Origin of the sequence: Amycolatopsis sp. WAC 04169, from assembly GCF_003947535.1 — a bacterium.
In the GTDB taxonomy this organism is placed as follows: Bacteria; Actinomycetota; Actinomycetes; order Mycobacteriales; family Pseudonocardiaceae; genus Amycolatopsis; species Amycolatopsis keratiniphila.
Genome location: NZ_QHJI01000005.1, coordinates 154686 through 178114 on the forward strand (window position 1 = coordinate 154686; position 23429 = coordinate 178114).

Consider the following 23429-nt stretch of genomic DNA (forward strand, 5'->3'; position numbering starts at 1 on the left):
CGCGCGGCCGCCGCCGTCGCCGCACCGCTCGGCACCGACATCCCCACGTTCTTCCACGACGCCAACGTCACCCCCGTCGCCAGGTTGCTCGCCGCCGGCTGCCGGGCGCAGACCGACCGCGCCGTCGTCCTCGGCAGCTTCTACGCCACCCTGCAACGCGAACAGCCGTCACTCCGGCTGGCCGAGCTCAGCCCGTACATCGCCAGCAGGATCGAACAGGCCGAGCACGCCCGCGCCGCCGTCGACGCGGAAACCTCTGTGGCGGTTCTCGAACTCCCTTACGTGGCAGGCAAGACTCCCGGCCGGCAATCACCTCTCGAACCCATGCTGCGCAGCATGTCCATCGGTGACGCGGACATCCTCGCCTACCCCGGTACCACCGCGGTCGTCACCGTCGCCCAGACCGCGCGAGCGGCTGTCGCGGCGTTGGAACGCCGAGCGAAGGGGAACTACCCGATCGTCACGGCCAATCTCCCGTGGGCCGACCTCTTCTCCCGCCTCGCCACCGCGGCCGGTCGGCCGCCGGAACGCATCTGGAAACTGTCTCCCCGCGCCATCGAGCTTCTGCTCCGCTGGGCGGGGATTCGTCAACGCCGCCAAGGATTCACCCTCGGTTTCCACCCGGCGCACTGGAGCGAACTGCACTCCACCGCGATGGTCCTCGACCCGGACATCGCCCGCACCGGGCTCGGCGTCGGACCGGACGACCTCGGCGGAGCTCTCCGTTGAGCGGCGGCCGAGCACGAAGAGCAGCACGAGCGCCGCGATCAGATAGGCATTGCCGACGACGGCTTGCCCGAGGTTCCATGTTCGTTCGGCGCCGCCTCCACCCGGGACCACGGCGACGGTCCAGCCCGTGAACACGACGGCGGCCATGCCCATCGCCGGCCGCCTGGCGCACAGGTAGCCGAGGGCGGGCACCACCCACACCCAGTGATGTGTCCACGAGATCGGGCTGACCAGCAAGGCACAACCCGCCGTCACCAGCAGAGCGCCGGGGTCGTCGCCCGCGCGGTGAAGACGCCGGACGAGCCACATCATCACCACCGCGCAGAGGACGCCGAAGCAGCCGATCAGCACTGTCGCGACGCCGCCCTCCGGCAGTGTCCTGGCGACGAATCCCTGCCACGACTGGTTTCCCACCCAGCCTTTCATCTCCGCGAAGTGGCCGTTGAAGATCGCGGACGTCCAATAGCGCACGGAATCCTTCGGCAGCACCACGAACGCGAGCGTCGTCGCACCGAGGAAGGCCGCCAGGGCGCGGGCCGCGTCGGCGAACCGCCGGACGAGTACGAGGTGGACGATGAAGATCAGCGGGATCAGTTTGACCGCCGCCGCGAGCCCGATCCCGATACCGCGGAACCGCGATTCGCGCAGCAGCAGCACATCCGCGACCACGACGGCCATCAGGAGGAGGTTGACCTGGCCGAGTCCGATCGTCTGCCACACCGGTTGCAGGGCGAACGCACCGAGCAGCAAAAGCGGGAGGTACGCGCGCTCGGTGAACGGCCGGAGCGCGACATGGAGCGAAGGCGCCGCCGCGATCGCCAGCAGGCCCCAGCACCATTGCGCCGGGAGCGCGGTCAGCGGGACGAAGAGCAGCGCGGCGAACGGCGGGTAGGTGAACGGCAGTTCCGGCGCCCAGCCGGGCAGCGCGGTCAGGTGGTCGTACAGCGGCTCTCCGTGGAGCACCGCGGATCCTCCGGCGCGGTAGACGGCCGAGTCGACCCCGAGTGGAGTGCCCGAAAGCCACCAGATCAGCGCGATCGCGACGAGTACGGTGACCGCGAAGCCGACGGCGAGCACCGTCGCGTTGGCGCGCAGGGCGTTGATCCGAAGCATGGGAGAATGATCTCTGTTCCGAGGCCGCGGCACATCGCCCGGTGGACCCGTCTCGGCCCCGCTACCCCGGTATCGCCGGGTCGCGCACCCCTACCCCGGTATCACGGTCTTCGTATCCGGCCGCCTGCAACCGGAACAGCTTCGCGTAGATGCCGTCAGCGGCGAGCAGGCTTTCGTGGTCACCCGATTCGACGATCCGCCCCCGGTCGAGGGTGTAGATCCGGTCCGCCCCGCGCACGTTCGACATCCGGTGCGAGACGAAGAGGACCGTACGCCCCTTGAACAGATCGCGGAGCTTGTCGAACAGTTCCGCTTCCGCTTGGGCGTCGAGGGACGCCGTCGGCTCGTCGAGGATGACGAACGGCGAATCGCGGTAGAACGCGCGTGCCAGCGCCAGCCGTTGCCATTGCCCGAGCGAGAGGTCGGTTCCGCCCGAGAATTCCGCGCCGAGCACGGTGTCGTATCCGTGGTCGAGACGCTCGGCGATCGTGTCGACGGCGGCACTGCGCGCGGCTTCGGCCAGCCGCCGCGCCGGATCTTCCGCCCCAGGCCTGCCGAACTCGATGTTGTCGGTCACCGTCAGGCGATACTTGACGAAGTCCTGGAACAACACCGCCGTGCGATCGCGAAGCACCTCGGGCTCCCGGACGGGTTCCCCGTCGATCGACAGCGAGCCGGTGCTCGGCGGATACAGTCCCGCGAGCACCTTCGCGAGGGTCGTCTTCCCCGATCCGTTGGTGCCGACCAACGCGACGATCTCGCCGGCGGGCAGATCGATGTCCACGTCACGCAGGGTCGGCTCGGAAGCGCCGGGATAGCGGAACCCGAGATCGCGGGCGGTCAGCGAGCCATGCGCCCGCCGAGCCGGTTCGACCGGCTCCGCCGGGGACGCAGCCGCGAAGAGCCGGAGATCGGCCAGGTAGAGCAGGACGTCGCCCAGCGCGTTGAACAGGAAGGTGATCGCCTGAACGCGTGTGTTGAGCAGGAAGAGTCCCAGCAGGGCGGCGATCGCGGTGGGGACGTCGATCCCGCCGGAGCCGGCGTAGAGCCAGACGCCGCCGATGATCGCCACGGTGATCAGGTCGCCGGTCAGCCTGGCGGCGATCTTGCGCCGGGCATGCCGCCGGTACAGCACCGTCGTATCCGCGATTTCCTCGTCGTAGCGGGAGTTCCAGCGGTCGAACAGGACCGGGCCGATACCGAACGCGCGGATCTCCTTCGCCTCGTCGCGGCCGGTCAGCAGCCGTTCGAGGTAGTCGCGGACACGGCGGTTTTCGGCGAGTTTCCCGTTGAGCCCGTAGCGCGCGTCGCGTTCCTGTTTGGCGGCACGGAACAACGGGATCGGCGCGAGCAGGCACAGCGGCAGCAGGATCCAGGTCATGGCCGCGAAAGTGGCTCCGACCGCGATCAGGCTGAACGACGCCTGGATGATCGCGACGGCGGAGGAGACCAGCGTGATGGGTTGCACGCGAGACGCGAAAACGGCGCGCTGGAGACGGTCGTAGAAGGCCGGGTCCTCGAAGGTCAGCAGTTCGGTCTTGATCGTCGACCGCAGCACGAGGGACAGGATGTGCCGATCCGTCTTGACCGCGAGAACGCGCTGCCACGACTGGGCGAGGCCGCGGAAGGCGCCGTTGATCGAAGTCAGCACCATGACGGCCATCAGCAGCGGGATCAGTTTCGGCCAGAGGTCGCGGGCGTCTCCGCCGAGGCCGCCGAGCACTTCCTTCGTGACCAGCATCATGAGGCTGAGGGTGGCGGCGGAGAACAGCTGGTGGACCAGGATCGCGGTGAACCGTCTCCGGTCGGCCGCCCAGATCAGGCGCAGAGCGAAGACCGTCGTTCCGGCGAGGCTCCTGGTCGAGAGCCCCTTCGCGGCGGTCACCGCAACGCCGGCGTTCGTTCGAGCACGTTCGCGAGCCATGCGGTTTGGATCTCCTGGAGCCGGTCGTGGGTCTCGCGGTAGCGGAAAGTGTGGCCCTCACAGGGGAACAGGGCGAGCCTCGCTTCTCCCCCGGCGGCGACGAGCCCTTGATAAAACTCGACGGCCTGGTCGGGATGCGTCGCGGGATTGGCGTCGTCGAGGCCGTGCGCGATCAGGACCGGCCGCCGGATCCGGTCGGCGAACAAGAGCGCGCTGAAGGCGTGGTAGATCTCGGGAACCGCCCAGTAGGGCCGTTTCTCGTACTGGAAGCCACCGCAAACGCGGGTCCGGTTGTAGCAACCGCTCTGCGCGATACCCGCCGCGAGAGCGGGAAAATGCGCCAGCGCGTAGAGCGCGAGAGTGGCCCCGAAGCTGTGTCCGCCGACGACGACCCGGTCACCGAGGTGTTCGACGCTCGCCCCGATGGCACGCTCCAGCTGCCCGTGCAGCTGTTCGAGGGTGACGTCGCCCGGCCAATGCAGCGGCAGGTCGAGGACGGCTTGACGGGAATCCGCCCCCACGAACCCGTTCGGTCCGGGCAGTTCGGCACGGAGCGGGCCGGACGTCGCACGCAGCCAGAGCACCGTCGCGTCGACGGCACCCGGCGGCGACACGGTCAGCACCGCGTCGTGGAACCCCGTCGGAATCGTGACGACCTCTTCGACGGACCCGGCCCGGGGTGTCCTCGAAGGACGGACCGGACGTGGCCTCGGCTGCCTGAGTGCGGCGCTGTCCTCCAAAGGCTCCAAGCCCGCTTCGGTCAGCCTGCCGACCGCCCAGGCCAGCCGTTGTGCGCCGGTGCCCGCACGCGTGCTCGGCCGCAGTCCGGAGACGTGATCGACGAGCACGGAGCCGTCGGTCCCACGCTCGAGATGCCGCACCAGCAAGGAATCGGGCAGCAGCGGGCGTCCGGTGCCGCTGGTCAGGTCGAGCTCGAAAAGCCGCGCCCCCGCCGCCGCGTGCAAGGCTTCGATACCGGGTTCGAAGGACACGTAGCCAGGGCCGGCGGCGTCGTAGACGAGCGGCTCGGTCGCCGCGGCGGCTTCGGTCTCTTCGCGGATTTCGGGACAGAGCACCAGCAGGCGATCACGGTCGAGCCAGCACAGAGGCGCGCCACCGGCGTTGCCGAAGGTGGTGAGGGAGGCGGCGATCCTGATCTCGGCCAGTTCCGTCACCGTGCGCGCGGCGCAGTCCGCGATCCACGGGTGGAGCCCGCCGGGGCCGTGCGCCAGACCGGCGAGCAACGGGAGATCCGGATGCCACGCGTAACCGAACCCGGTCATCCGCGACACCGGCGGATGCCACTCTTCCCCGTCGGAAAACCGCACGGCGACCGAGAGCGGTTCGGCGCGATCGACCGCGAGCCCGGCCAGAGCAGGGTCGAGATCGAGACCGCACCAGTCGCCGAGGTCGTCCCGGTGGGCCGACAGGCTCGGCCGCCCGGGCAGCGTCGTCAGCACCGAGAGCGAGCCGTCGCCGTTCGGGTGGCTAGCCGGCATGCGTCCCTCCGGGCAGACGCACCACGATGCGGTCGATGAGCGCCTTGACGTCGCCGATTCCCGCCACGGGCGAGCACACCGGCTCCCCGGCGGCGTCGAGGCCGGTCGCGGACGGCACCCCGAGCCCGTCGAAACCGGCCGGACGTTCGTCACCGGGGTTGAGCACCACGGTGGTGATCGAGTCCCGGCGCGCGGGCTCCATCCGGTCGATCAGGGTGTGCAAAGACCGGCACGCCGGGCAGGAACTGGATACGTAAAGACGAACCCCGAGCACGGGTTCCAGGCACGGCGGCGCGTCGGTTCCCTCGGCCGCCCGCCGGTCGAAATGACGCAGCACGACGACGAGCACCACCGACCCGGCGGCACAGGCCATGAGCCGCGGCCACGGCGAAGGTTCGGCGAGGAACGGCAGCGCGGCGGCCGAGACGAGCGCGCCGGCCAGATTCGCGCCGATATGCGCGCTGCCGACGGCGGCGAGCCGCGCGGCTCCGAAGCAGGCGCACTTCTGCCCGCGCAACTGATAGGCCACCAAGGCGAGCGCGGCGTAGGAGACCAGCGCCACCAGGGCGGCGAGGCCGCCGGGCAGCGCGATGACGAGGCCCGCGGCGACGATCTCCGCCGCACCGACCAGCCGTGGTCCGTGCGGAGCGGCGAGGAGACGGGAATCGTACGGCCACGACAGCTCGGTGGCGGGTACGAACAGCTTGGAAAGACCGGCCACCAGCAGGGGCGCGGCCAGCAGGCCGAACACGGCCTGACCGAGTGCGGCGATCAACGGACGTCCTTTCGTTCGACCAGCCAGCCCGATTCGAGCAGGTCACGGGCGAAGCCTTGCTCCGGCTTCTTCACCGGGGAATCCAGCAGGTCCTGGACCACCGCGGCCTGGGATTCGGTGCATTCGGCGAGCGCCAGCGTGGCGCCTTCGACCAGCACACCGCCCCCGAACGGGAGCCGGGTGAACACGACTCCCTCGGCGAGTTCGTAGCCATGGACGTCTTTGGTCATCGCTTCCTCAGCCACCTCTCCAGCCAGGTCAGGCGCAACAGCATGGGCGCGCGGTCCGCGGTCAGCACGGCGTCGTCGAGGATCCGGAGCACCGGCCGGATGTCGAGGAGCCCCAGGTCCGCGAGCACGCTGCCGTTCGAGAGTTCGATGGCGACCTTCTTGCGCTCGCGGTGCAGGTGCTGGGCAGCGGCGGCACGCAGGGCGAACGCCGAAGAAGACTCGCGCACCGGCCCCGCGTCCTTCGCGAGCGCCTCGCGCATCGGGACCTGGTTGACGAAGAGGCCATCGCGGATATGGCCGAGCCGCCGGGGTTCGTAGCCCGCGACCGACGCCAGCACCCCGGCGTCGAGACCGGGCACGATCGTCCGGTCGCCCGCCACGGCCAGCGCCCCGTTCTCCCACAGCCGGGCCTGAGCCCGCCCGACCGGGGCGGGAAGGTCGTCCAGGTGGGCCCGCCAGAGTGCGCCCGTCGCCAGCTGCGCGGACTTGAGCGCTTCACGCCCTTCCTCGGTGAGACCCGGCAGACCGTGCCCGCCGTGCCCGGTGGCGGGAGCGGTGAGCCCCGGCTGTGCCTCGGCCGCGCGGGCGGCCGCGGCGTTGGCGCCCCTGGTCTTGAGCGCGGCGAGCGCGGCGCTGACGTCGGGGAGCACGCCGGTGGTGTGAAAGGGCTCGCAGGCCAGCAGGTGCCGTCCACCGCGACCGACCTCGACCTCGGACAGCGTCGTCGTGACCAGGCTTTCGAGCAGTGAACCCAGCACGAGCGGCCGCTGGGCGAAATCGGTGAGGCGATCGACCAGGTGGCGGCGCATCGCCAGCTCCGGTGTGGGCGGCACCAGCTCCTCACCGGTGATCGTGTCCTGGTCGAGCACCTCGGACAGCGCACAGGGCACGTGCTCGATGCGCAGCCCGGCGGGCGCCGGGAGCGGCGGCCGGGGAACGCCGTCACGGTGGAGATCGGCGTGGAAGAGCACCGGCGCGTGGCCGGCGGCACGGGCGCAGGTCGCGAGGAACGTCGAGGACAGGCCGCCGCTGAAGGCGAGCCCGTAGTCCCCGCCGAGTCCCGCGAGGAATGCGGTGACGGCCTTGTGCAGGGGTTTCCGGGTGGGCACGACGTCGGATCCGCGCTGCTTGACGGACACTCCGTCGACGCCGAGGGTCAGGTACGAACCGACCATGAGGCGGTACACGCCCGCCATCGGGCTGCCGTCCGGTGGTTCGGGCAGGCCTTCGACGAGGGCGAGGAGCCGGCCGTGGTCGAGGTCCGCGTCGGATCGCGCGCGGAACGCCTCGACGTCCTCGCTGAACTCGATGCGTCCGGCGCCGATGCGGTAGAAGATCTCGCGCGAGGTCGGTTCCGGACGGCCGATCTCGAATTCGGAACCGGTGGAACGCACGGCGAGACCGGAACCCGGGTCGATTTCCCCGCCGCGGTGGACGATTTTCCCGTCGTCGAGCTCTATTTGCCTCAGCACGGCCTACTCGACCCCCTCGGACCGAAAGACGACGACATACTCTTCGCGAACCGGGACGGAAGTGCTCACCACGGTTTCCTCGCAGGAAACCCAGGCCAAGAAACTGGCGGGAGCCTTGGCGGGCACTATCTCCCGGCCGAGATTGAACGACGCGGGCACCCCCATGGCACGCAGTCCGGCGGTGAGGAACAGTGCGTCGTCGACGGGGTCGAGAAAGCCGAATTTCTCCCGCTGACAGGTACGCAATCCGGCGACCGCTCGCGCGAGATCGAAACGTCCGGCGCGGCGCCCCTCGACAGCGGGCCACCGCTCGATTCGATATCCGCCCGCCGGATCACGGACGGACTCGACGAATTCCCCTGCTCGCCGTCCTGCTTCTTTTACTCTCACTGCCTTCATCTTTCCGTCGTGATACGTCCGGGAGAGGGGGCGCGGACCCGAGATCCGCGCCCCCCGTCAACTCACGTCAGGCTCGACCGGCTCAGATCTGCTGGCAGTGGAACCAGTTGCACAGGTGGCCGGGGCAGCACTGCGAGTCCCAGGCGCAACCGTCGCCCGGCATGCCACAGGCCTCCTCGACCACGGTCGGCTCCGCGTAGAGGTGCTGGAGCATTCCGTCGCCGAGCTTGGCACTGATAGTCACCTTGGGCATTCTTTCCTCCTTTTTACATGAGGTACCGACGGTCGGACCCCAAGCTTTTTCGCGCACGCCGAACAGAGCTCCAGGCGTGCGAATACGAGAAAGGCGGAGCGAACGCGAATACGTCGAACAGAAAAAGCAGCGTTTACCCCGGCACACCTTCGGACAAGGCGTGTTCGGGCACGAAAGGACCCCAGTTCGTCACTATGGCGCGCCTTTCCCCAGTATTCGGCGAGCACCGCACACGGGCGCCCGACGGACACCCGTGCTTCCTTCCCCAGTAATTCTTTGTTTTCTCACCGGCGAATTGACCGGCTTGCTTCCCCAGTACGTCTCGAGTCAAGCTAGCACGGCGGATTCACGCCCGCAACAGACTCTTCGGATCGATCCGCGGCATGCGGCATGCGGCATTACGACGGAATACCCGCATTTCGAGCAATCGGAAATGAATGAAGGCGCCCGCCGCGACAGTTTCCGCGGAGCGCAGGACACGGGACGCCGACCCCCAGGTCCGCCCGCGATCTTGACCGTATTGACCGACTCCGAGGGCGGGCAACCGCCTTGTGAAGAGTTCACCTGCTTGGAGCAAAGTGGCTCGCGGCCGGGAATCCGGCCGCGAGCCTACGTGGACGTACTTGTTGCGCTTCGGGATCAGCGCCGGGTGAGGACCCGCTTGCCCAGCCATCCGGCGTAGACGGCCAGGCCGGCGACCCCGGCCTTCCGGGTCGGACGCGCCGCGATCGCCAGGCCGATGACGAGTTCGGTGGCGCCGTTGCGGTAGGTCCAGTTACGGACGTCGTCGGCGAACGCCATCTTCGTCACCGGTTCGAAGGCCGCCGGAGCGGCGAAGTGGGCGAGACCGGTCGCGGCGATGCCGAGGCCGAGGAGCTTGGACATGGAGTGCCTTTCTTGTTCAGTCAAGGACGCCGGCGCGGCGCCAAAGCCGGCGGCTCGGGCCGCTGATGAGGCCGATCTCGGTGAAATAGTCGACGGCCTTGGCCGCCCACGCCGCCTTGGTCCGGCGCCAATGCGGATTCGCGGTGGCGACCTGGCGGGCTTCGCGGGGATCGAGGCCGACGGAGGTGTATGCCTTGGGGTGCAACAACTCCGACGTCGCGACATAGGCCATCCCGGCGATCGCCCATCGGATCAGTTCGCGGCCGACGCGGCCGTGACGGGCCCAGGCCCGGCCCAGTTCGTCCTTGGCGAAGCTGATGTGGCGCGCCTCTTCGATCACGTGGATGCGGGAGATCATCCGGATCATCGGCTGCAGGCTGTCGTCGCGCATCATCTCGCGCTGCATGCCGTCGGCGAGTTCTTCGACGTAGATGGCGCCGGCGAACAGCAACGCCGGACCGCAGATCGCGCCGAAGATCTTGCCCGAGCGGTGGGCCGTGCGGCTCGGCCGCCGGACGACGCCGCCGCTCTTCTCGATCGAGCGGGCGAACATGGTGCTGTGACGGCATTCGTCGGCGATCTCGGTGAGCGCGTACTGCGCGTTGTGGGTCGTCGGGTCGCTGTTGTAGACGTGACGCACGAGGCCCTGCATGAGGATCAGCTCGAACCAGATCCCCGACGCCGCCGCGGCCGCGGCCTCCTGACGGCTCAGTTCGGCGCGCTGCCCGTCGTCGAGCCGCTCCCATAAAGCGGTGCCGTACAAGGAACAGCGCTCCGGCGCCTTGCCGTACGCGCCTTCGACCAACGGTGCCTGCCAGTCGACGTCGACGTCCGGGTCGTAGGAGTGTCGCGCGGAGGAGCGCTGCAGACGCTCGGCGACCCGTTCGCTTTCGGTGTTCGCGGTCAAGACGACCTCCTCGGATCCGTGTGCTCCGGCAGCGGTCCGCCGCCGTCCGGGATGACCTGCCCGGAATCGCGGTAGGCCACCGCCTCGTGGAAACCATCGCGTTCGGCGAACTCGCGGAACCAGCGGCCTTCCGGGCTGTGCCGGGTGATGCCGTCGAAAAGCGTCGCGAGTGTCTGGGTGCCGGAAAGGCCCATGTTGTCGTAGGCCTGGTTGATCATCAGCTTCTGCATCACCAGCTGGTTCGTCGGCACGCCCGCCATCCGGTCGGCCAGTTCCTCGACCGCGGCTTCGAGCCTTTCGGGTTCCACCGCCTCGAGCGCGAGTCCCCATTCCGCGGCGGTGGCGCCGTCGATGGTGTCGCCGGTGAGCAGCATCCGCTTGGCGCGCTGGGCGCCGGCGCGGTAGACCCACATCGCGGTCGTCGGGCAACCCCAGACGCGGGCGGGCGGATAGCCGAGGCGCGCGTCGGTCGCCATGATCAGCACGTCACACGAGAGCGCGATGTCGCTGCCGCCGGCGATCGCGTGTCCCTGCACCTGGCAGATGGTGGGTTTCAGCGACCGCCACAGGGTGAAGAAGTCGTCGGTGTTGCGTTTCATCACCCGGTAATCCTTGATCGGATCCCAGACCGGGCCCTGGTTCCAGCGGCCTTCCGCGTCTCCCTCGGCGAACTGTTTGAGGTCGTAGCCCGCACAGAACGACCGGCCTTCGCCGCGCACCACGATCACGCGGACCGCGTCGTCCTCGTTCGCCCGCTCCACGGCCTGCCGGATCTCGCCGGGCATGACGTCGTTGATCGCGTTGAGCCGCTCCGGGCGGTTCAGGGTCAGGTAGGCCTTCCGGTCTTGGGCGCGATACGTGAGCGTCTCAAACACCATCGGAGCCCCCCAGCGCGCGAAGGGTGAAGGTGACCAGATGCGGGATGGTGTCCGGTCCGCTCTCGCCCGCCAGCGGCCCGACCAGCATTTCCGCGCCCGCGCCGACCAGCGCCGCGGCGGTCGCTTCCGCGTCCTGCGAAGGCAGCAGCCCCCTTCTCACCCCGTCGGCGATGTTCCTGGCGATGACCTCGCGGAACGCGCGGCGGAAGACCAGCCGTTCGGCCTCCACCACGGCGTCGACCGGCTCGGCCAGCAACGCGTACGCCAGCCTCGGCGCCTTCAACGCCCGCCCGGCGAAGGTCTCGATCACGGCGACCACCCGCTCGCGGACGTCGCCTTGGGAAGCGGCGGCCTCGACGGCGTCGACCTCCCGGGAGACGACCTCGCGGAAGACCTCGACGACGAGGTCGGCCTTGGACGGGAACTGCCGGTACACGCTGCCGGTGCCCACGCCCGCCCGGGTGGCGACCGCGGCCATGGAGCAGCCCGCGTAGCCGGTCTCGGCCAGCAGCGCGATGGCCGCGGCCAGGATCTCGCCGCGCTGCGAGTCCAGCCTGGCCTGCGTCTTCGGGGTGCGTCGGTACGGCATGTCAAGGAGTGAAGCACGGATTCCGCTCTTCAGCAACGGGCGATCCGGCGGTGGCGCGTGAAGGCCCCCTTCCCTCGACTGAGCCGAGGGAAGGGGGCCTTCACGCGCTCAATTCCGGTTGATGGTGAACGTGCTCGTCGTGTTCCGGATGTCCTCGGCGTTGTCGCTCAGGGTGAGCCCGGTGAACGTCGCCGAGCCGACGGCCGGGCCCTGGCCCGGTTCCGGTAGTTCGTTGACCCAGATCCCGATCCCCGACTTCGCGTCGAACTCGTCACCGCTGCGGTGCGCGCCGGTGATCGACACGTTCGTCAGCACCGTGTCCTCGACCGGGTTCTCCGGGCGGTTCCCGGTGTACTTGGTCTGGAACATGATGCCGCTGTAGGTCGGGCTCTGGATGTCCACATCGGACACCCGGATACCGCGGAACTCCTTGGAGGCGGAGAACATCCAGATCGCGGGGAACGTCTGCTGCCCCCAGAAATGACCACCGGTGCGGACCAGTGAGACGTTCTGGACGGTCGTCGGCTGCGGGCCGAACCCGAGGAACGGATAGCCGAAGTCGAGCGAGCTGATCGTGATCCCCGAGTACGTCAACGTGTCCGCGATATACAGGTTCCGGAAGGTGTTGCCGTACCCCCCGTACACCGCCAGACCGGCCGCGCGCCAAGGAAGCAGCACGGTCAGGTTCTCGAACACGTTGTCGTACTGGTTGCCCGCGTTGAGGTCCGTGGCGGCGAACAGCGCGAAACTGTCGTCGCCGGTCGAGCGGGCTTCGTTATCGGTGACGCGGTTTCCCGTGCTGCCGTTGGTGAAGTTGACCCCGTCGGCGAACATGTCGCGGATCCGCGAGTTCTTCACCGTCGTGTTGTCCACATTGGTCGCCCACAGCAGGCACATCTGGTGCTCCACCCAGATGTCGTCGATGGTCATGTTCGTGACGTTCGTGAAGTTGAAGACCTTGCCCGGACCGTCGATCCGGGACGTGTAGTTCCCGAACACGGCGAATCCGCGGAACGTCGAACCACTGGCGCTCGCCTGCGCGTCGAACCCGATGTCGGTGTTCTCCTGCCAGGCGGGCGCGGTGAACCTCGTGAACCACGGCCCGGCGCCGAGCACCGTGATCGGCTTGCCGTACACGGTGACCTTGCTCGTCATCGGGTACTGCCCCGGCGGAAGGAAGACGCCGGTGAGGTTCGGATCCTGGCGGACCTTGTCCAGCGCGGCCTGCACATCCTGCTGGGTGAACCCGGCCGGGACGGCGTAGCGCGCCGGATCGGGATTCGCGGCCGCCGTGGCCAGCTCGAAGTTCACGAAGTCGATCGCGTAGTTCAAGCCGTTGCCGGCGTCCTTCTGCAGCTTGATCTTGTGCCCGGCGGGCACGGTCGTGCCGAGCAGCAGGCTGGCCTCGTCGTAGATGTGCCGAGCGGGACCGGCTCCCGGAGAGTTCTGCGGAGAGGCTTCGGGACCGTAAAGCCACGCGTGACGCGAAGTCAGGTCGATGGCTTTCAGGAACGTGCCGTCGACGTAGACGTTCAGCGTCGAGTTCTGCCCGCCGCCACCCGCGGCGTCCGGCATCGAGAACCGGGTCACCAGGGTGTTCGTAGCCGCGCGGGTGGTGAATTCGACCGACGCCCCGGTCGAGTTCAGCGTCACCGCCTTGCGGCCCGACGCCTCCCCCGCGAGATCGCCGATCTTCCGGTTCGGGCCGATCACGGACGCGCCGCCGGCGACCACGCCGTCTTCGGCCTCGTACATGTCGTAGGGCATGTTCGCGCCCCTGCCGACGAACAGCGCTTGCGTGCTCGTGTTGTTGCCCTGCTTCAGGGGCAACTCGTTGGCGTCGTTCGCGACGACGGTCTTGACCGTGTACCGCCCGTTCCCGGCGGTCCAGGTGCCGACGTTCACCGGCGGCGCGGTGGCCCCGGCGGCGATCGCGCCGGAGTACGAGCCGCTGAGCGTCTTGACGACGGCGCCGTTCTGGTCGGTGATCGTCACCGTGACGCCGTGGGCCCCACCCGCCGAGGCGATCGTGCCCTGGTTGCGCACCGTCGCGGAGAAGGTCACGGTGCCGCCCGCCGTCGGGTTGTTCGGCGACCAGGCGGTGGCCGCGACGAGATCGGAGCTCTGGACCGGGCTGACGACGAGCGCCGTCGCACCGGTGTAGGAGTTGTTGGCCTCGTCCCGTTCGACGACGGCGTTGGCCTCGTCGACCTTCGCGGTGATCTGGTGACTGCCCGCTTCCCGGGCGCCGATGTTCGCCGAGACCGTCGCCGAAGCTCCCGCGGCCAGCGCGCCGACCGGTGCCGTGCCGACCTTCGCCGTGCCCAGGTAGAGGTTCACGTTCGTCGCGCCCGACGCCGCGGTCCCGGCGTTGCGGATGGTCGCCGACACGGTGATCGCGTCGGTCTCCACCGGGTTTTCCGGCGACCACGAAACACCCGAAACCGTGAGGTCGGGATTCGGGGCGGGCACACCGAAGACCTGGAACTCCGCGGCCTGGCCGCCGGGTGCGCCGGAGTTGGCGGTGATCCGCAGCCGGACGTCGGCGGCGCGGCCACTCACCGGGATCGTCACGGTGTTGCCGCTCGACGGGGTGAAGGTGTACGTCTGCGCGGGCACCAGCGTGGTGAACGCGCCCGCGCCCTGGTCACGCCCTTCGACCGCGATCGTCTGCGTCCGCTGTGCCCAAGCGGGATCGGGGTTGAGCTTGACCACGACACGATCGAGGTCGGCGTTGGACCCGAGCGCCACGGTCAGCAGGTTCGGATACGCCGCGCCCTCCCAATACGTGGTCACGGAGTCGTCATTGGCGTTGGCCGCGACGTAGGAATGCTGCACCGAAGACGCCGTGATCGGCTTGCCCAGCGCGAGATTCGTGCCGGCGCGCGTCCCCGTCCTGGTCACCGTGCCGCTGCTCGGCGACTGGTTGCCCGCCGCGTCGCGGGCCCGCACGGAATACGCGACCGTCGCGCTCTCCGGCTGGTCGTCGGTGTAGGTCAGGACGTCTCCGGCGACACTGCCGCGCGGCTGACCGTTGGCGTAGACGTCGTACCCCGCGACGCCGGTGTTGTCGGTCGAAGCCGACCACGTCAGCCGGATCTTGCCGCTCGCGGGCTCGGTGTAGGCGAGGTTCCCGGGCGCGGACGGCGGTTGCGTATCGCCGCCCGCCGGGCCGTGCACCGCGAACTCCGAGAGCTGGGCGGCGGGCCAGCCGGTGTTGGCGGTGATGTTCAGCCGCACGAACCGGGTGTTCCCGGTGACGTCGAGGGTGACGGTGTTACCCGTCGCCGGATCGAACCGGTGGCCCGCCGACGGGACGAGATCGCTGAAGCTCGCGCCGTTCCCGCTGCCCTGCACGGAGAACGTCTGGGTGCGGGCTTCCCAGCCGGAGGGCAGTTTGAGCACGAGCCGGGCGATATCCGTGGTCGCGCCGAGGTCGGCCTGGATCCATTGCGGGAACTGGTTGTTCGTGCTTTCCCAGTAGGTGGCCTGGTTCCCGTCGCCGACGTTGGAAACGGCGTAGCCGGGCAGCTGGCTGCTGGCGGTGTACGTCGCATCGGCCGCTTCGGCGGCGGCAGGAGTCGCGAAAGCCGTCGTGGCTTCGCTGGCGGCCACGGCCGGTGGGGCCAGAAGAAGGGATAGGGCGGCGTACGTCAGAAGGCGCCTCGTTCTCATGACATTCCTCTGTTCCGGGAGGGGACTGAGCGGAATCTTCCTGACTCTTGTCATGTTCTTGCGCTGAAATGTTCAAGAATTACAGCCCATGGGCCGCCGCAAGTCAACGGCCGGCGCTAAATCGCGTGACCGGCCGGAAACCCGCTGCTAACGTCCGGCCCGACCAGGTGCTTTCCCGGAAAGAAGGAGAACGGCGTGCGCCGAGCTGTCGAGTCCCCGAGCCGTATGGACCTTTCGACAGCCCTGGAGCCGTTCATCCATGGAGTACCTGAACCTCGGAATCCTCGCCCATGTCGACGCCGGTAAGACGAGCCTGACGGAGCGCCTGCTCCATCACACCGGTGCCATCGGCACCCTCGGCCGCGTCGACGCCGGGGACACCCGCACCGACACGATGGACCTGGAACGCCGTCGCGGCATCACCATCCGCTCGGCCGTCGTGGCCTTCCGCGTCGGCGACCTGCGCGTCAACCTGATCGACACCCCCGGCCACCCGGACTTCATCGCCGAGGTCGAACGCGCGCTGCGGGTGCTCGACGGGGTCGTCCTCGTCGTGTCCGCCGTCGAGGGCGTGCAGGCACAGACCCGGGTGCTCATGCGCGCGCTCAAGCGGCTGCGGATCCCCGTGCTGATCTTCGTCAACAAGATCGACCGGGCGGGCGCCCGCCACGAAGGCCTCCTCGCCGACCTCGCCGAACGCCTCGGTGTCGCCTGCGTGCCGATGTCCGAAGTCGACGGCATCGGTACGGCGACCGCGAAGGTCCGGCCGCTCTCGCCGTCGTCCGGGCAGGCCGAGCAGCTCGCCGAGCACAGCGACGCCTTCCTCACCGCGTATCTCGAAGACACTTTGACGGTCGAGGACTACCAGGACGAGATCGTCCGCCAGACCCGGCTCGGCGTGGTCTCCCCCGTCTTCTTCGGCTCCGCGCGCAGCGGCGAAGGGATCGCCGAGCTGACTTCGGGTATCCGCGAATTCCTTGGCGGGGCTGGAAAAGCAGCGCCGGACGACCGGTTGCGTGCCGCGGTGTTCAAGATCGAACGTGGCCGCGCACACGAGAAGATCGCTTATGTCCGCGTGTTCTCCGGCGAGCTCGGCGCACGGGACCACGTCCGGTTCCACCGCCCGGGCGGGACGTTCACGGCGGAGGCGAAGGTGAGCGCGGTGCGCGTCTTCGAACTCGGCGACGAGACCGTCGAGGGCCGCGCGCGGGCCGGGCAGATCGCCAAGGTCACCGGGCTCAAGGAGATCCGGATCGGCGACCTCGTCGGCGTCCCCGAAGACGAGCGCGCGTCCACGCAGTTTCCGCCGCCCGCCTTGGAAACCGTGGTCATCCCGGCCGAACCCGCCGAGACGGCCTCGGTGTTCACCGCCCTGCAGGAGCTGGCGGAGCAGGATCCGCTGATCACCGTCCGGCAGGACGACGAGACCCGCCGGATCTCGGTGCGGCTCTACGGCGAAGTGCAGAAGGAGATCATCGCGGAGACGCTCGCCGCTGAGCACGGCCTCGACGTCGGCTTCAGCCTCACCCGGCCGGTCTGCGTCGAACGGCCGATCGGCACGGGACATTCGGTGTGGTTCATCACGGAGAAGCGGAATCCGTACTTCGCCACGGTCGGCCTGCGGGTCGGCCCCGGTGCCCCGGGGTCGGGCCTGACCTTCGGCCTCGACGTCGAACTCGGCTCCCTCCCGCTCGCCTTCCACAAGGCCATCGAGGAGACGGTCGACGCGACACTGCGGCGCGGCCCGACCGGCAGGGAGGTGATCGATTGCGTGGTGACCGTCACCCATACCGGTTACTTCAGCCCGGTCAGCGCGGCGGGCGATTTCCGCAAGGTCACCCCGTTCGTGCTGGCAGAGGCGCTGCGGGACGCGGGGACCGAGGTACTCGAACCGGTCAGCCGGATCGAGGTGGAACTGCCCGCCGGCTCCGTGACCGCGACGCTTTCCCGGCTGGTCGAAGGCGGCGGGACCGTCACCGGCTCGGCGGTGCGCGGCGACCGGGCCGAGCTGACGGGCCTGCTCCCGCTCGGCGAGGTCGCCCGGTTCGAGCAGCACCTGCCCGGGCTCACCCACGGTGAAGGCCTGATGACCACCGAACCGGCGGGTTACCGGCCCCGGGTTAGCCCGAATCGGCCAATGCCCGGCTAGCCGGAACGAGTACGTTCTTGGTGGACGGCGAAATCCGCCGTCCGAGGGAAAGGGCCACGATGGATCAGTTTCGCGACACCGCTTCGGCGTTGCGGGAACTCACGGAGTCGATGCGGCTCGACGAGCCCCGCGACGAGTTGCTGGAACGGGTGGCGAAGAAGGTGGTGGGTCTGCTCCCCGGAGCGGACGCGGCCACGGTCACGCTGTACTCCGACGGCGAACCGAGTACCGTCGCCGCCACCGACGAATCCCTGCTCCCCCTGGACAAGGCGCAGTACAGCGCGGACGAGGGACCGTGCCTGAAGGCCGCCGAAAGCGGCACGATCGTCCGGACCCTGCTGGACGCCGACGCGGCCGCCCGCTGGCCGGACTTCACCGCGACCGCCGACCAGCTCGGCGTGCGGACCTCGCTGTCCTGCCCGTTGTTCGTCCCGGACGAGTCCCACTTCCAGCGGCGTGAGACCGAGCCGCTGTCCGGCGCGCTCAACATCTGGAGCTTCCAGGAGAACGCCTTCGATCCGGTGGAGGCGGCCCTGGTCGCGATGTTCACCTCGGCGATCTCGGCGATCATCCTCACCGCGTCACGCTGGGCCGCCGCCGAACGGCAGGCGGAGACCCTGGTCGCCGCGCTGGAGACCAGGGACGCCATCGCCACCGCGAAGGGAATCGTGATGGCACGTCTGGAGCTGAACGCCGACGAGGCCTTTCGCTGGCTCACCGAGGCGTCACAGCACACGAACCGCAAGATCCGGGAGATCTCGGTGCTGATCGCCGAGGACCCGAGGGCGGTTTTCGGGCACTAGCCCAGCGAGATCCGGCGGCCCTCGCGTGAGGACTCGAGACCGGCTTCCGCGAGCCTGATGCCGCGCACCCCCGCCATGAAGTCGTAGGGGTGCGGGGCGTCGTCCACGACGTGGCGGATGAACTGCTCCCACTGGGCGCGGAAACCGTTGCCGAAGTCCTCGTTGTCCGGCACTTCCTGCCACTGCGACCGATAGGACTGCGTCTCCGCCAGGTCCGGGTTCCACACCGGCTTCGGCGTGGCCTCCCTCGGCTGGATGACGCATTTGTGCAGACCGGCGACCGCGCTGCCCTTGGTGCCGTCGACCTGGAACTCCACCAGTTCGTCGCGGTGCACCCGCACGCACCAGGACGAGTTGAGCTGGGCGATGACCCCGCCTTCGAGCTCGAAGATCGCGTACGCGGAGTCGTCGGCCGTGGCCGCGTACCGGTCGCCCTTCTCGTCGACGCGCTCCGGGATGTGGGTGACGGCCTTCGCGGTCACGGCGTTGACGGCGCCGAAGAGGTTCTCCAGCACGTAGTTCCAGTGGCAGAACATGTCGACGACGATGCCGCCGCCGTCTTCGGCGCGGTAGTTCCAGCTGGGGCGCTGTGCGGCCTGCCAGTCGCCCTCGAACACCCAGTAACCGAACTCGCCGCGCACGGAAAGGATCTCGCCGAAGAAGCCGCTGTCGATCAGGCGCTTCAGCTTGAGCAGGCCGGGCAGGTACAGCTTGTCGTGGACGACACCGTTCTTGACCCCGGCCGTCTCGGCGTGCTTCGCCAGCGCGAGCGCGCCTTCGACCGACTCGGCCACCGGCTTCTCGGTGTAGATGTGCTTGCCCGCGTCGATGGCGCGGACGATCGACTTCTCGCGCACCGCGGTCAGCTGCGCGTCGAAGTAGAGCGGGAGGTCTTCGTCGCCGAGCGCGGCGTCGAGGTCGGTGGTCCAGCGGGTCAGCCCGTGCCGGGTGGCGATCTCTTCGAGCTTGTCCGCGTTGCGCCCCACCAGGACCGGCTCCAGCTGGACCCGCGAACCGTCGGCCAGCTCGACCCCGCCGGCCTCCCTGATCGCCAGGACCGAGCGCACCAGGTGCTGCCGATAGCCCATCCGCCCGGTGACGCCGTTCATCACGACGCCGAGTTTCCGCGTGGTCATCCGTTCTCCTTTGAAAGCGCTTTCCTGCCCACATCCTGAAAGCGCTTTCTCAGCCTGTCAAGACCGATGCGAGGAAAGTCCCTTCCGGTTCAGGAAGCGGGATCGTAGGCGCGGACCGCGTCGAGATATTCGGTGATGGCGTCCCGGTTGCGGAGCAGGCATTCGGCCCGCCGGGTCATCCGGTCCCGCTCGGCCTCCAGGGTTTCGAGCATCTCCGCGGTCGCGTCCGGGAAGTAGATCTGCCGGGGTTTGTCCAGGCACGGCAGGATCTGCTTGATGATCCTGGTCGGCAGCCCGGCGTCGAGCAGGCCGCGGACCTGGATGACCCGGTCGACCGAAGGCTCGGCGTAGTCGCGGTAGCCGTTGGCCAGCCGCTCCGAGACGATGAGACCCTGCTCTTCGTAGTACCGCAGCAGACGGCGCGACGTCCCCGTCCGCTCCGCCAGCTCCCCGATCCGCATGTGCGCCACCTCACCCCGGCCGACTTGACCTTCACATCTATGTGATGGTTCGAGCATACGGCCATGACTTCGAAACTCCCGCTCGGCGCGCTGCTCGCGCTGACCACGGCGGCGTTCGTCACCGTCCTGACCGAGGCATTGCCCGCCGGTGTGCTGCCCGCGATGAGCGCCGGGCTCGGCGTCGGCGAAGCGGCGACCGGGCAGTTGGTGACGGTGTACGCGATCGGCACCGCACTGACCGCGATCCCGCTTTCCGCCGCGACCGCGGGCTGGCGGCGCAAACGCTTGCTCCTGGCCGGAGTGGCCGGGTTCGCCGTCGCCAACACGGTCACGGCGCTGTCCACGAACTATCCCCTGACCCTCGGCGCGCGGTTCGTCGCCGGGATCGCGGCGGGCGTGGTGTGGGCGCTGCTGGCCGGTTACGCCCGGCGGCTGGCGCCGGAGCCGGTGCAGGGCAAGGCGATCGCCATCGTGATGACCGGTATCCCGCTCGCGCTCTCGCTTGGCATCCCCGCCGGCACGTTCCTGGGCGGTGTCTTCGGTTGGCAGATGACGTTCTCCCTGATGTCGGTGCTCGCGCTCGGCCTGCTGGGCTGGATCGCGGTGGGCGTCCCCGATTTCCCCGGGCAGGACAAGAGCGGCAGGCTCCCGGTGCGCAAGACCCTCGCCGTGCCCGGCGTCGCCGCGGTGCTGTTCGTGACGCTGACCTTCGTGCTGGCGCACAACATCCTCTACACCTACATCGCCACCTTCCTCGAACACGTGTCGATGGGCGGCTCGGTCGATCGGATCCTGCTGGTGTTCGGGCTGGCTTCGATGGTCAGCATCTGGCTTGTCGGCGTCCACATCGACCGGCGGCTGCGGGCACTGACCGTCGCGGGCACCGTGCTCGTGGCGCTCGGGGCGACCATTTTGGCTCTACTGGGCGAAAATCCGGCTCTGGTCTACCTCGCGGTGACGCTGTGGGGGCTCGGCTGGGGTGGCATCCCGACACTGCTGCAGACCGCCGCCGCGCGGGCGGGCGACAGGGGCGGCGCGGCGGACATCGCGCAGGCCATGCTGGTCACCCTGTGGAACGCGGCGATGGCGGGCGGCGGGATCGCCGGTGGCGTCCTCCTCGACGGTTTCGGTGCCGAGTCGTTCCCCTGGAGTGTCCTGGTGCTGCTCGTGCCGACGTTGGCCGTGGTGCTGGTGGCGCGAAGGCACGGGTTCACAGCGGCAGTTCCGGATGGCTCCGGATCGCCTCGAGAACCAGGTCGACCGCGGCGCGAGGCGCGGACCCGCGCCTGATCGCCGCGGCGATGGAGCGATCGACCGGCGTCGCGAGCTCGCGGGTGGCGACGCGGTAACGCTTGTCGACGGCGAGGCCGGGCAGGAGCGCGATCGAAAGCCCGGCCTCGACGTGCTGCAAGGTCATCATGTAGTTGCTGAACCGGGCGATCACGCGCGGCTCGAAACCGGCTTCGCGGCAGAGCCGGGTGGCGAGGTTCGCCATGTAGGACTGCGGGATGTCGAACGCCCAGGGCTCGCTCGCGTAGGCGGCGAGGTCGGCGGGCCCCCGGCCCGCGGCCGGATGACCGGGCGGGACGACGAGCACGATCGGATCGGTCGCGAGCGGCACCAGGTCGATGTCCGGCCCGAGCGGCTGCTCGACGAAGTCCGTGGTCGTGATGATGACGTCGGCGTCGCCGACCCGGAGCGCGGGCATGCTGACGTGCGGTTCGAGTTCGAGCAGTTCGATCTGGAGGCTCGGATGCGACCGGGCCAGCCGGTTCACCGCGGGGACGGCGATGGTGTGGATCGCGCTCTGGAAGGCGCCGAGGCGGACGTGCCCCGCGGGCCCCTCGCCGAGACCGCGCAACTCGGCCTCGACGGTGTCCATGTGGTCGAGGATCGCTCGCGCGCGGCGGGCCAGCATGCGCCCTGCCGGGGTCAGCCGGACGCGGCGGCCGGTGCGTTCCAGCAGTTGCGTGCGGGTCTCGGCCTCCAGGACCGCGAGCTGCTGGGACACGCTCGACGCGCTCAGGTTGGCCGCCTTCGCGACCGCGCGGACGGTGCCGAGCGTGTCGAGCCTGCTCAGCAGGCTGAGCCTCCACGGGTTGAGCATGGCACCCATTGTTGTACGGATCAGCCGAACAGGATAGCCGGAATTGTGAGCTGGACGTGTCGCTCGGCACCGGCTTACCGTCGGAACATGGCTGCTCCCCTCACCGACCTGTCCACCACCGACCGTTTCTGGGCCGACGCCGACCGGCACCTCGTGCGCTACGCCGGGGCCGGCGATTTCACCCGCGAGATCATCGACCACGCCGCCGGGAGCTACCTGTTCACCGAGTCTGGGCGGCGGATCCTCGACTTCACGTCCGGGCAGATGAGCGCGATCCTCGGGCATTCGCATCCGGAGATCGTCGAGACCGTGCGGCGGCAGATCGGCTCGCTGGACCATCTGTTCAGCGGGATGCTGAGCCGCCCCGTCGTCGACCTCGCGCGACGGCTGGCGGAGACCCTGCCCTCGCCGCTGGAGAAGGCGCTGCTGCTGACCACCGGCGCGGAGTCGAACGAGGCCGCGATCCGGATGGCGAAACTGGTGACCGGGAAGCACGAGATCGTGTCGTTCGCCCGGTCGTGGCACGGGATGACGCAAGCGGCGGCGAACGCGACCTACAGCGCGGGCCGCAAGGGTTACGGCCCGACCGCGCCCGGCAACTTCGCCATTCCCTCGCCGAACTCGTATCGGCCGGATTTCGTCGGCCCGGACGGGGAACTGGACTGGAAACGCCAGCTGGACTTCGGATTCGAGATGATCGACGCCCAGTCCGTCGGCAGCCTCGCGGCGTGCATCGTCGAACCGATCCTCAGCTCGGGCGGGATCATCGAGCCTCCGGTGGGCTATTTCGCCGCCCTGCAGGAGAAATGCCGTGAACGCGGGATGCTGCTGATCCTCGACGAGGCGCAGACCGGCTTGTGCCGCACGGGAAACTGGTACGCCTTCGAACGCGACGGCGTCGTCCCCGACATCCTCACGCTGTCCAAGACGCTGGGCGCCGGTCTCCCGCTGGCGGCGGTGATCACGAGCGCGGAAATCGAGCAGGAAGCGCACGACCGCGGCTATCTGTTCTTCACCACGCACGTCGCCGACCCGCTGGTGGCGGCCGTCGGGAACACCGTGCTCGACGTCCTGACCCGCGACCGCCTCGACGAACGCGCCACCGAACTGGGCGCCTTCCTCCGCCGCGGCCTCGACGACATCGCCGCCCGTCACCCCGTCGTCGGCGACATCCGCGGGCGTGGGCTGCTGGTCGGCGTCGAACTCGTCGCGGACCGTGTCACGAAACGGAGTTCCGACGAACTGGGCGCGCTGGTCACGCGACGCTGCCTCGAACTGGGGCTGCACATGAACATCGTGCAGTTGCCGGGGATGGGCGGGGTCTTCCGGATCGCTCCCCCGTTGACGGCCACCGAAGACGAGCTGGCGGAGGGACTTGAGGTGCTGGACAAGGCGATCGGGGACGCAAGCGCGCGCTGGTCGTGAGGCAAGCCTCGTGAGTGGCG

The 23429-nt window shown here is 69.1% G+C and carries 20 protein-coding genes and 1 pseudogene; 5 read left to right on the plus strand and 16 right to left on the minus strand.

The genetic code is table 11. From position 1 onward, the window contains the following. The first annotated feature begins 84 nt into the window (after positions 1-84). The gene (locus tag DMC61_RS42100; RefSeq protein WP_370456408.1) at positions 85-729 is read left to right on the plus strand and encodes a hypothetical protein; all 645 of its coding nucleotides are present in this window, start codon (positions 85-87) and stop codon (positions 727-729) included. Positions 730-963: 234 nt separating this feature from the next. Here DMC61_RS42100 and DMC61_RS42105 read toward each other — a convergent pair. The 13 genes and pseudogenes from DMC61_RS42105 to DMC61_RS13510 form a co-directional block, all read right to left on the minus strand. Then, positions 964-1842: pseudogene (locus DMC61_RS42105) on the minus strand (glycosyltransferase 87 family protein); the annotation flags it as partial. 61 nt (positions 1843-1903) lie between these two features. After that, positions 1904-3727, minus strand: coding sequence for an ABC transporter ATP-binding protein (locus tag DMC61_RS13460; RefSeq protein ID WP_158634090.1), 1824 nt, complete (start codon positions 3725-3727; stop codon positions 1904-1906). Beyond that, a complete protein-coding gene (locus tag DMC61_RS13465) occupies positions 3724-5265 on the minus strand; it encodes a S9 family peptidase (protein WP_125689567.1) in 1542 nt (513 codons plus the stop codon). Before DMC61_RS13465 ends, DMC61_RS13460 begins: the two co-directional genes overlap by 4 nt. Next, positions 5255-6040, minus strand: a complete 786-nt coding sequence (locus tag DMC61_RS13470; protein WP_125689568.1) for a hypothetical protein — start codon at positions 6038-6040, stop codon at positions 5255-5257. Before DMC61_RS13470 ends, DMC61_RS13465 begins: the two co-directional genes overlap by 11 nt. After that, positions 6037-6270, minus strand: coding sequence for an actinodefensin-associated protein B (gene adfB / locus DMC61_RS13475; RefSeq protein ID WP_125689569.1), 234 nt, complete (start codon positions 6268-6270; stop codon positions 6037-6039). Before adfB ends, DMC61_RS13470 begins: the two co-directional genes overlap by 4 nt. Then, complete coding sequence (locus tag DMC61_RS13480) at positions 6267-7742, minus strand: hypothetical protein (RefSeq protein WP_125689570.1); 1476 nt, start codon at positions 7740-7742, stop codon at positions 6267-6269. Before DMC61_RS13480 ends, adfB begins: the two co-directional genes overlap by 4 nt. A 3-nt stretch (positions 7743-7745) precedes the next feature. Beyond that, positions 7746-8132: a hypothetical protein gene (locus DMC61_RS13485; RefSeq protein WP_125689571.1), complete on the minus strand. Its 387-nt coding sequence runs from the start codon at positions 8130-8132 to the stop codon at positions 7746-7748. 91 nt (positions 8133-8223) lie between these two features. After that, positions 8224-8394, minus strand: a complete 171-nt coding sequence (locus DMC61_RS41140; protein WP_158509147.1) for a hypothetical protein — start codon at positions 8392-8394, stop codon at positions 8224-8226. Between the two features lie 639 nt (positions 8395-9033). Next, the gene (locus DMC61_RS13490; RefSeq protein ID WP_125689572.1) at positions 9034-9279 is read right to left on the minus strand and encodes a hypothetical protein; all 246 of its coding nucleotides are present in this window, start codon (positions 9277-9279) and stop codon (positions 9034-9036) included. Positions 9280-9295: 16 nt separating this feature from the next. Further along, positions 9296-10186 (minus strand): diiron oxygenase, encoded by an 891-nt coding sequence (locus DMC61_RS13495; RefSeq protein ID WP_125689573.1) that lies wholly within the window; start codon positions 10184-10186, stop codon positions 9296-9298. Beyond that, positions 10183-11064 (minus strand): crotonase/enoyl-CoA hydratase family protein, encoded by an 882-nt coding sequence (locus DMC61_RS13500; RefSeq protein WP_125689574.1) that lies wholly within the window; start codon positions 11062-11064, stop codon positions 10183-10185. The genes DMC61_RS13495 and DMC61_RS13500 overlap by 4 nt, the downstream gene beginning before the upstream one ends. After that, entirely contained in the window at positions 11054-11653 is a 600-nt protein-coding gene (locus DMC61_RS13505) for a TetR/AcrR family transcriptional regulator (protein WP_016336701.1), read from the minus strand. The genes DMC61_RS13500 and DMC61_RS13505 overlap by 11 nt, the downstream gene beginning before the upstream one ends. Before the next feature lie 108 nt (positions 11654-11761). Next, on the minus strand, positions 11762-15328 hold the full coding sequence (locus tag DMC61_RS13510) for a discoidin domain-containing protein (protein ID WP_125689575.1): 3567 nt from the start codon (positions 15326-15328) through the stop codon (positions 11762-11764). Between the two features lie 259 nt (positions 15329-15587). Between DMC61_RS13510 and DMC61_RS13515 the strand changes: the two genes are divergently transcribed. Then, positions 15588-17477 carry a translation factor GTPase family protein gene (locus DMC61_RS13515; protein ID WP_125689576.1) on the plus strand — a complete coding sequence of 630 codons (1890 nt, stop codon included), beginning with the start codon at positions 15588-15590 and terminating at the stop codon, positions 17475-17477. A 59-nt stretch (positions 17478-17536) separates the two neighbouring features. After that, positions 17537-18280, plus strand: a complete 744-nt coding sequence (locus tag DMC61_RS13520; protein WP_125689577.1) for a GAF and ANTAR domain-containing protein — start codon at positions 17537-17539, stop codon at positions 18278-18280. On the opposite strand, the gene DMC61_RS13525 is transcribed toward DMC61_RS13520, so the two are convergent. Further along, positions 18277-19416: a Gfo/Idh/MocA family protein gene (locus tag DMC61_RS13525; protein WP_125689578.1), complete on the minus strand. Its 1140-nt coding sequence runs from the start codon at positions 19414-19416 to the stop codon at positions 18277-18279. The genes DMC61_RS13520 and DMC61_RS13525 overlap by 4 nt on opposite strands. Before the next feature lie 89 nt (positions 19417-19505). Next, positions 19506-19877, minus strand: a complete 372-nt coding sequence (locus DMC61_RS13530; RefSeq protein ID WP_016336707.1) for a MerR family transcriptional regulator — start codon at positions 19875-19877, stop codon at positions 19506-19508. Positions 19878-19940: 63 nt separating this feature from the next. On the opposite strand from DMC61_RS13530, the gene DMC61_RS13535 reads away from it, so the two are divergent. Next, entirely contained in the window at positions 19941-21167 is a 1227-nt protein-coding gene (locus DMC61_RS13535; RefSeq protein WP_125689579.1) for an MFS transporter, read from the plus strand. Here DMC61_RS13535 and DMC61_RS13540 read toward each other — a convergent pair. Beyond that, a complete protein-coding gene (locus DMC61_RS13540; RefSeq protein WP_125689580.1) occupies positions 21088-21984 on the minus strand; it encodes a LysR family transcriptional regulator in 897 nt (298 codons plus the stop codon). The genes DMC61_RS13535 and DMC61_RS13540 overlap by 80 nt on opposite strands. 87 nt (positions 21985-22071) lie before the next feature. On the opposite strand from DMC61_RS13540, the gene DMC61_RS13545 reads away from it, so the two are divergent. Then, positions 22072-23409 (plus strand): aspartate aminotransferase family protein, encoded by a 1338-nt coding sequence (locus DMC61_RS13545; RefSeq protein ID WP_125689581.1) that lies wholly within the window; start codon positions 22072-22074, stop codon positions 23407-23409. Positions 23410-23429 lie beyond the last annotated feature (20 nt).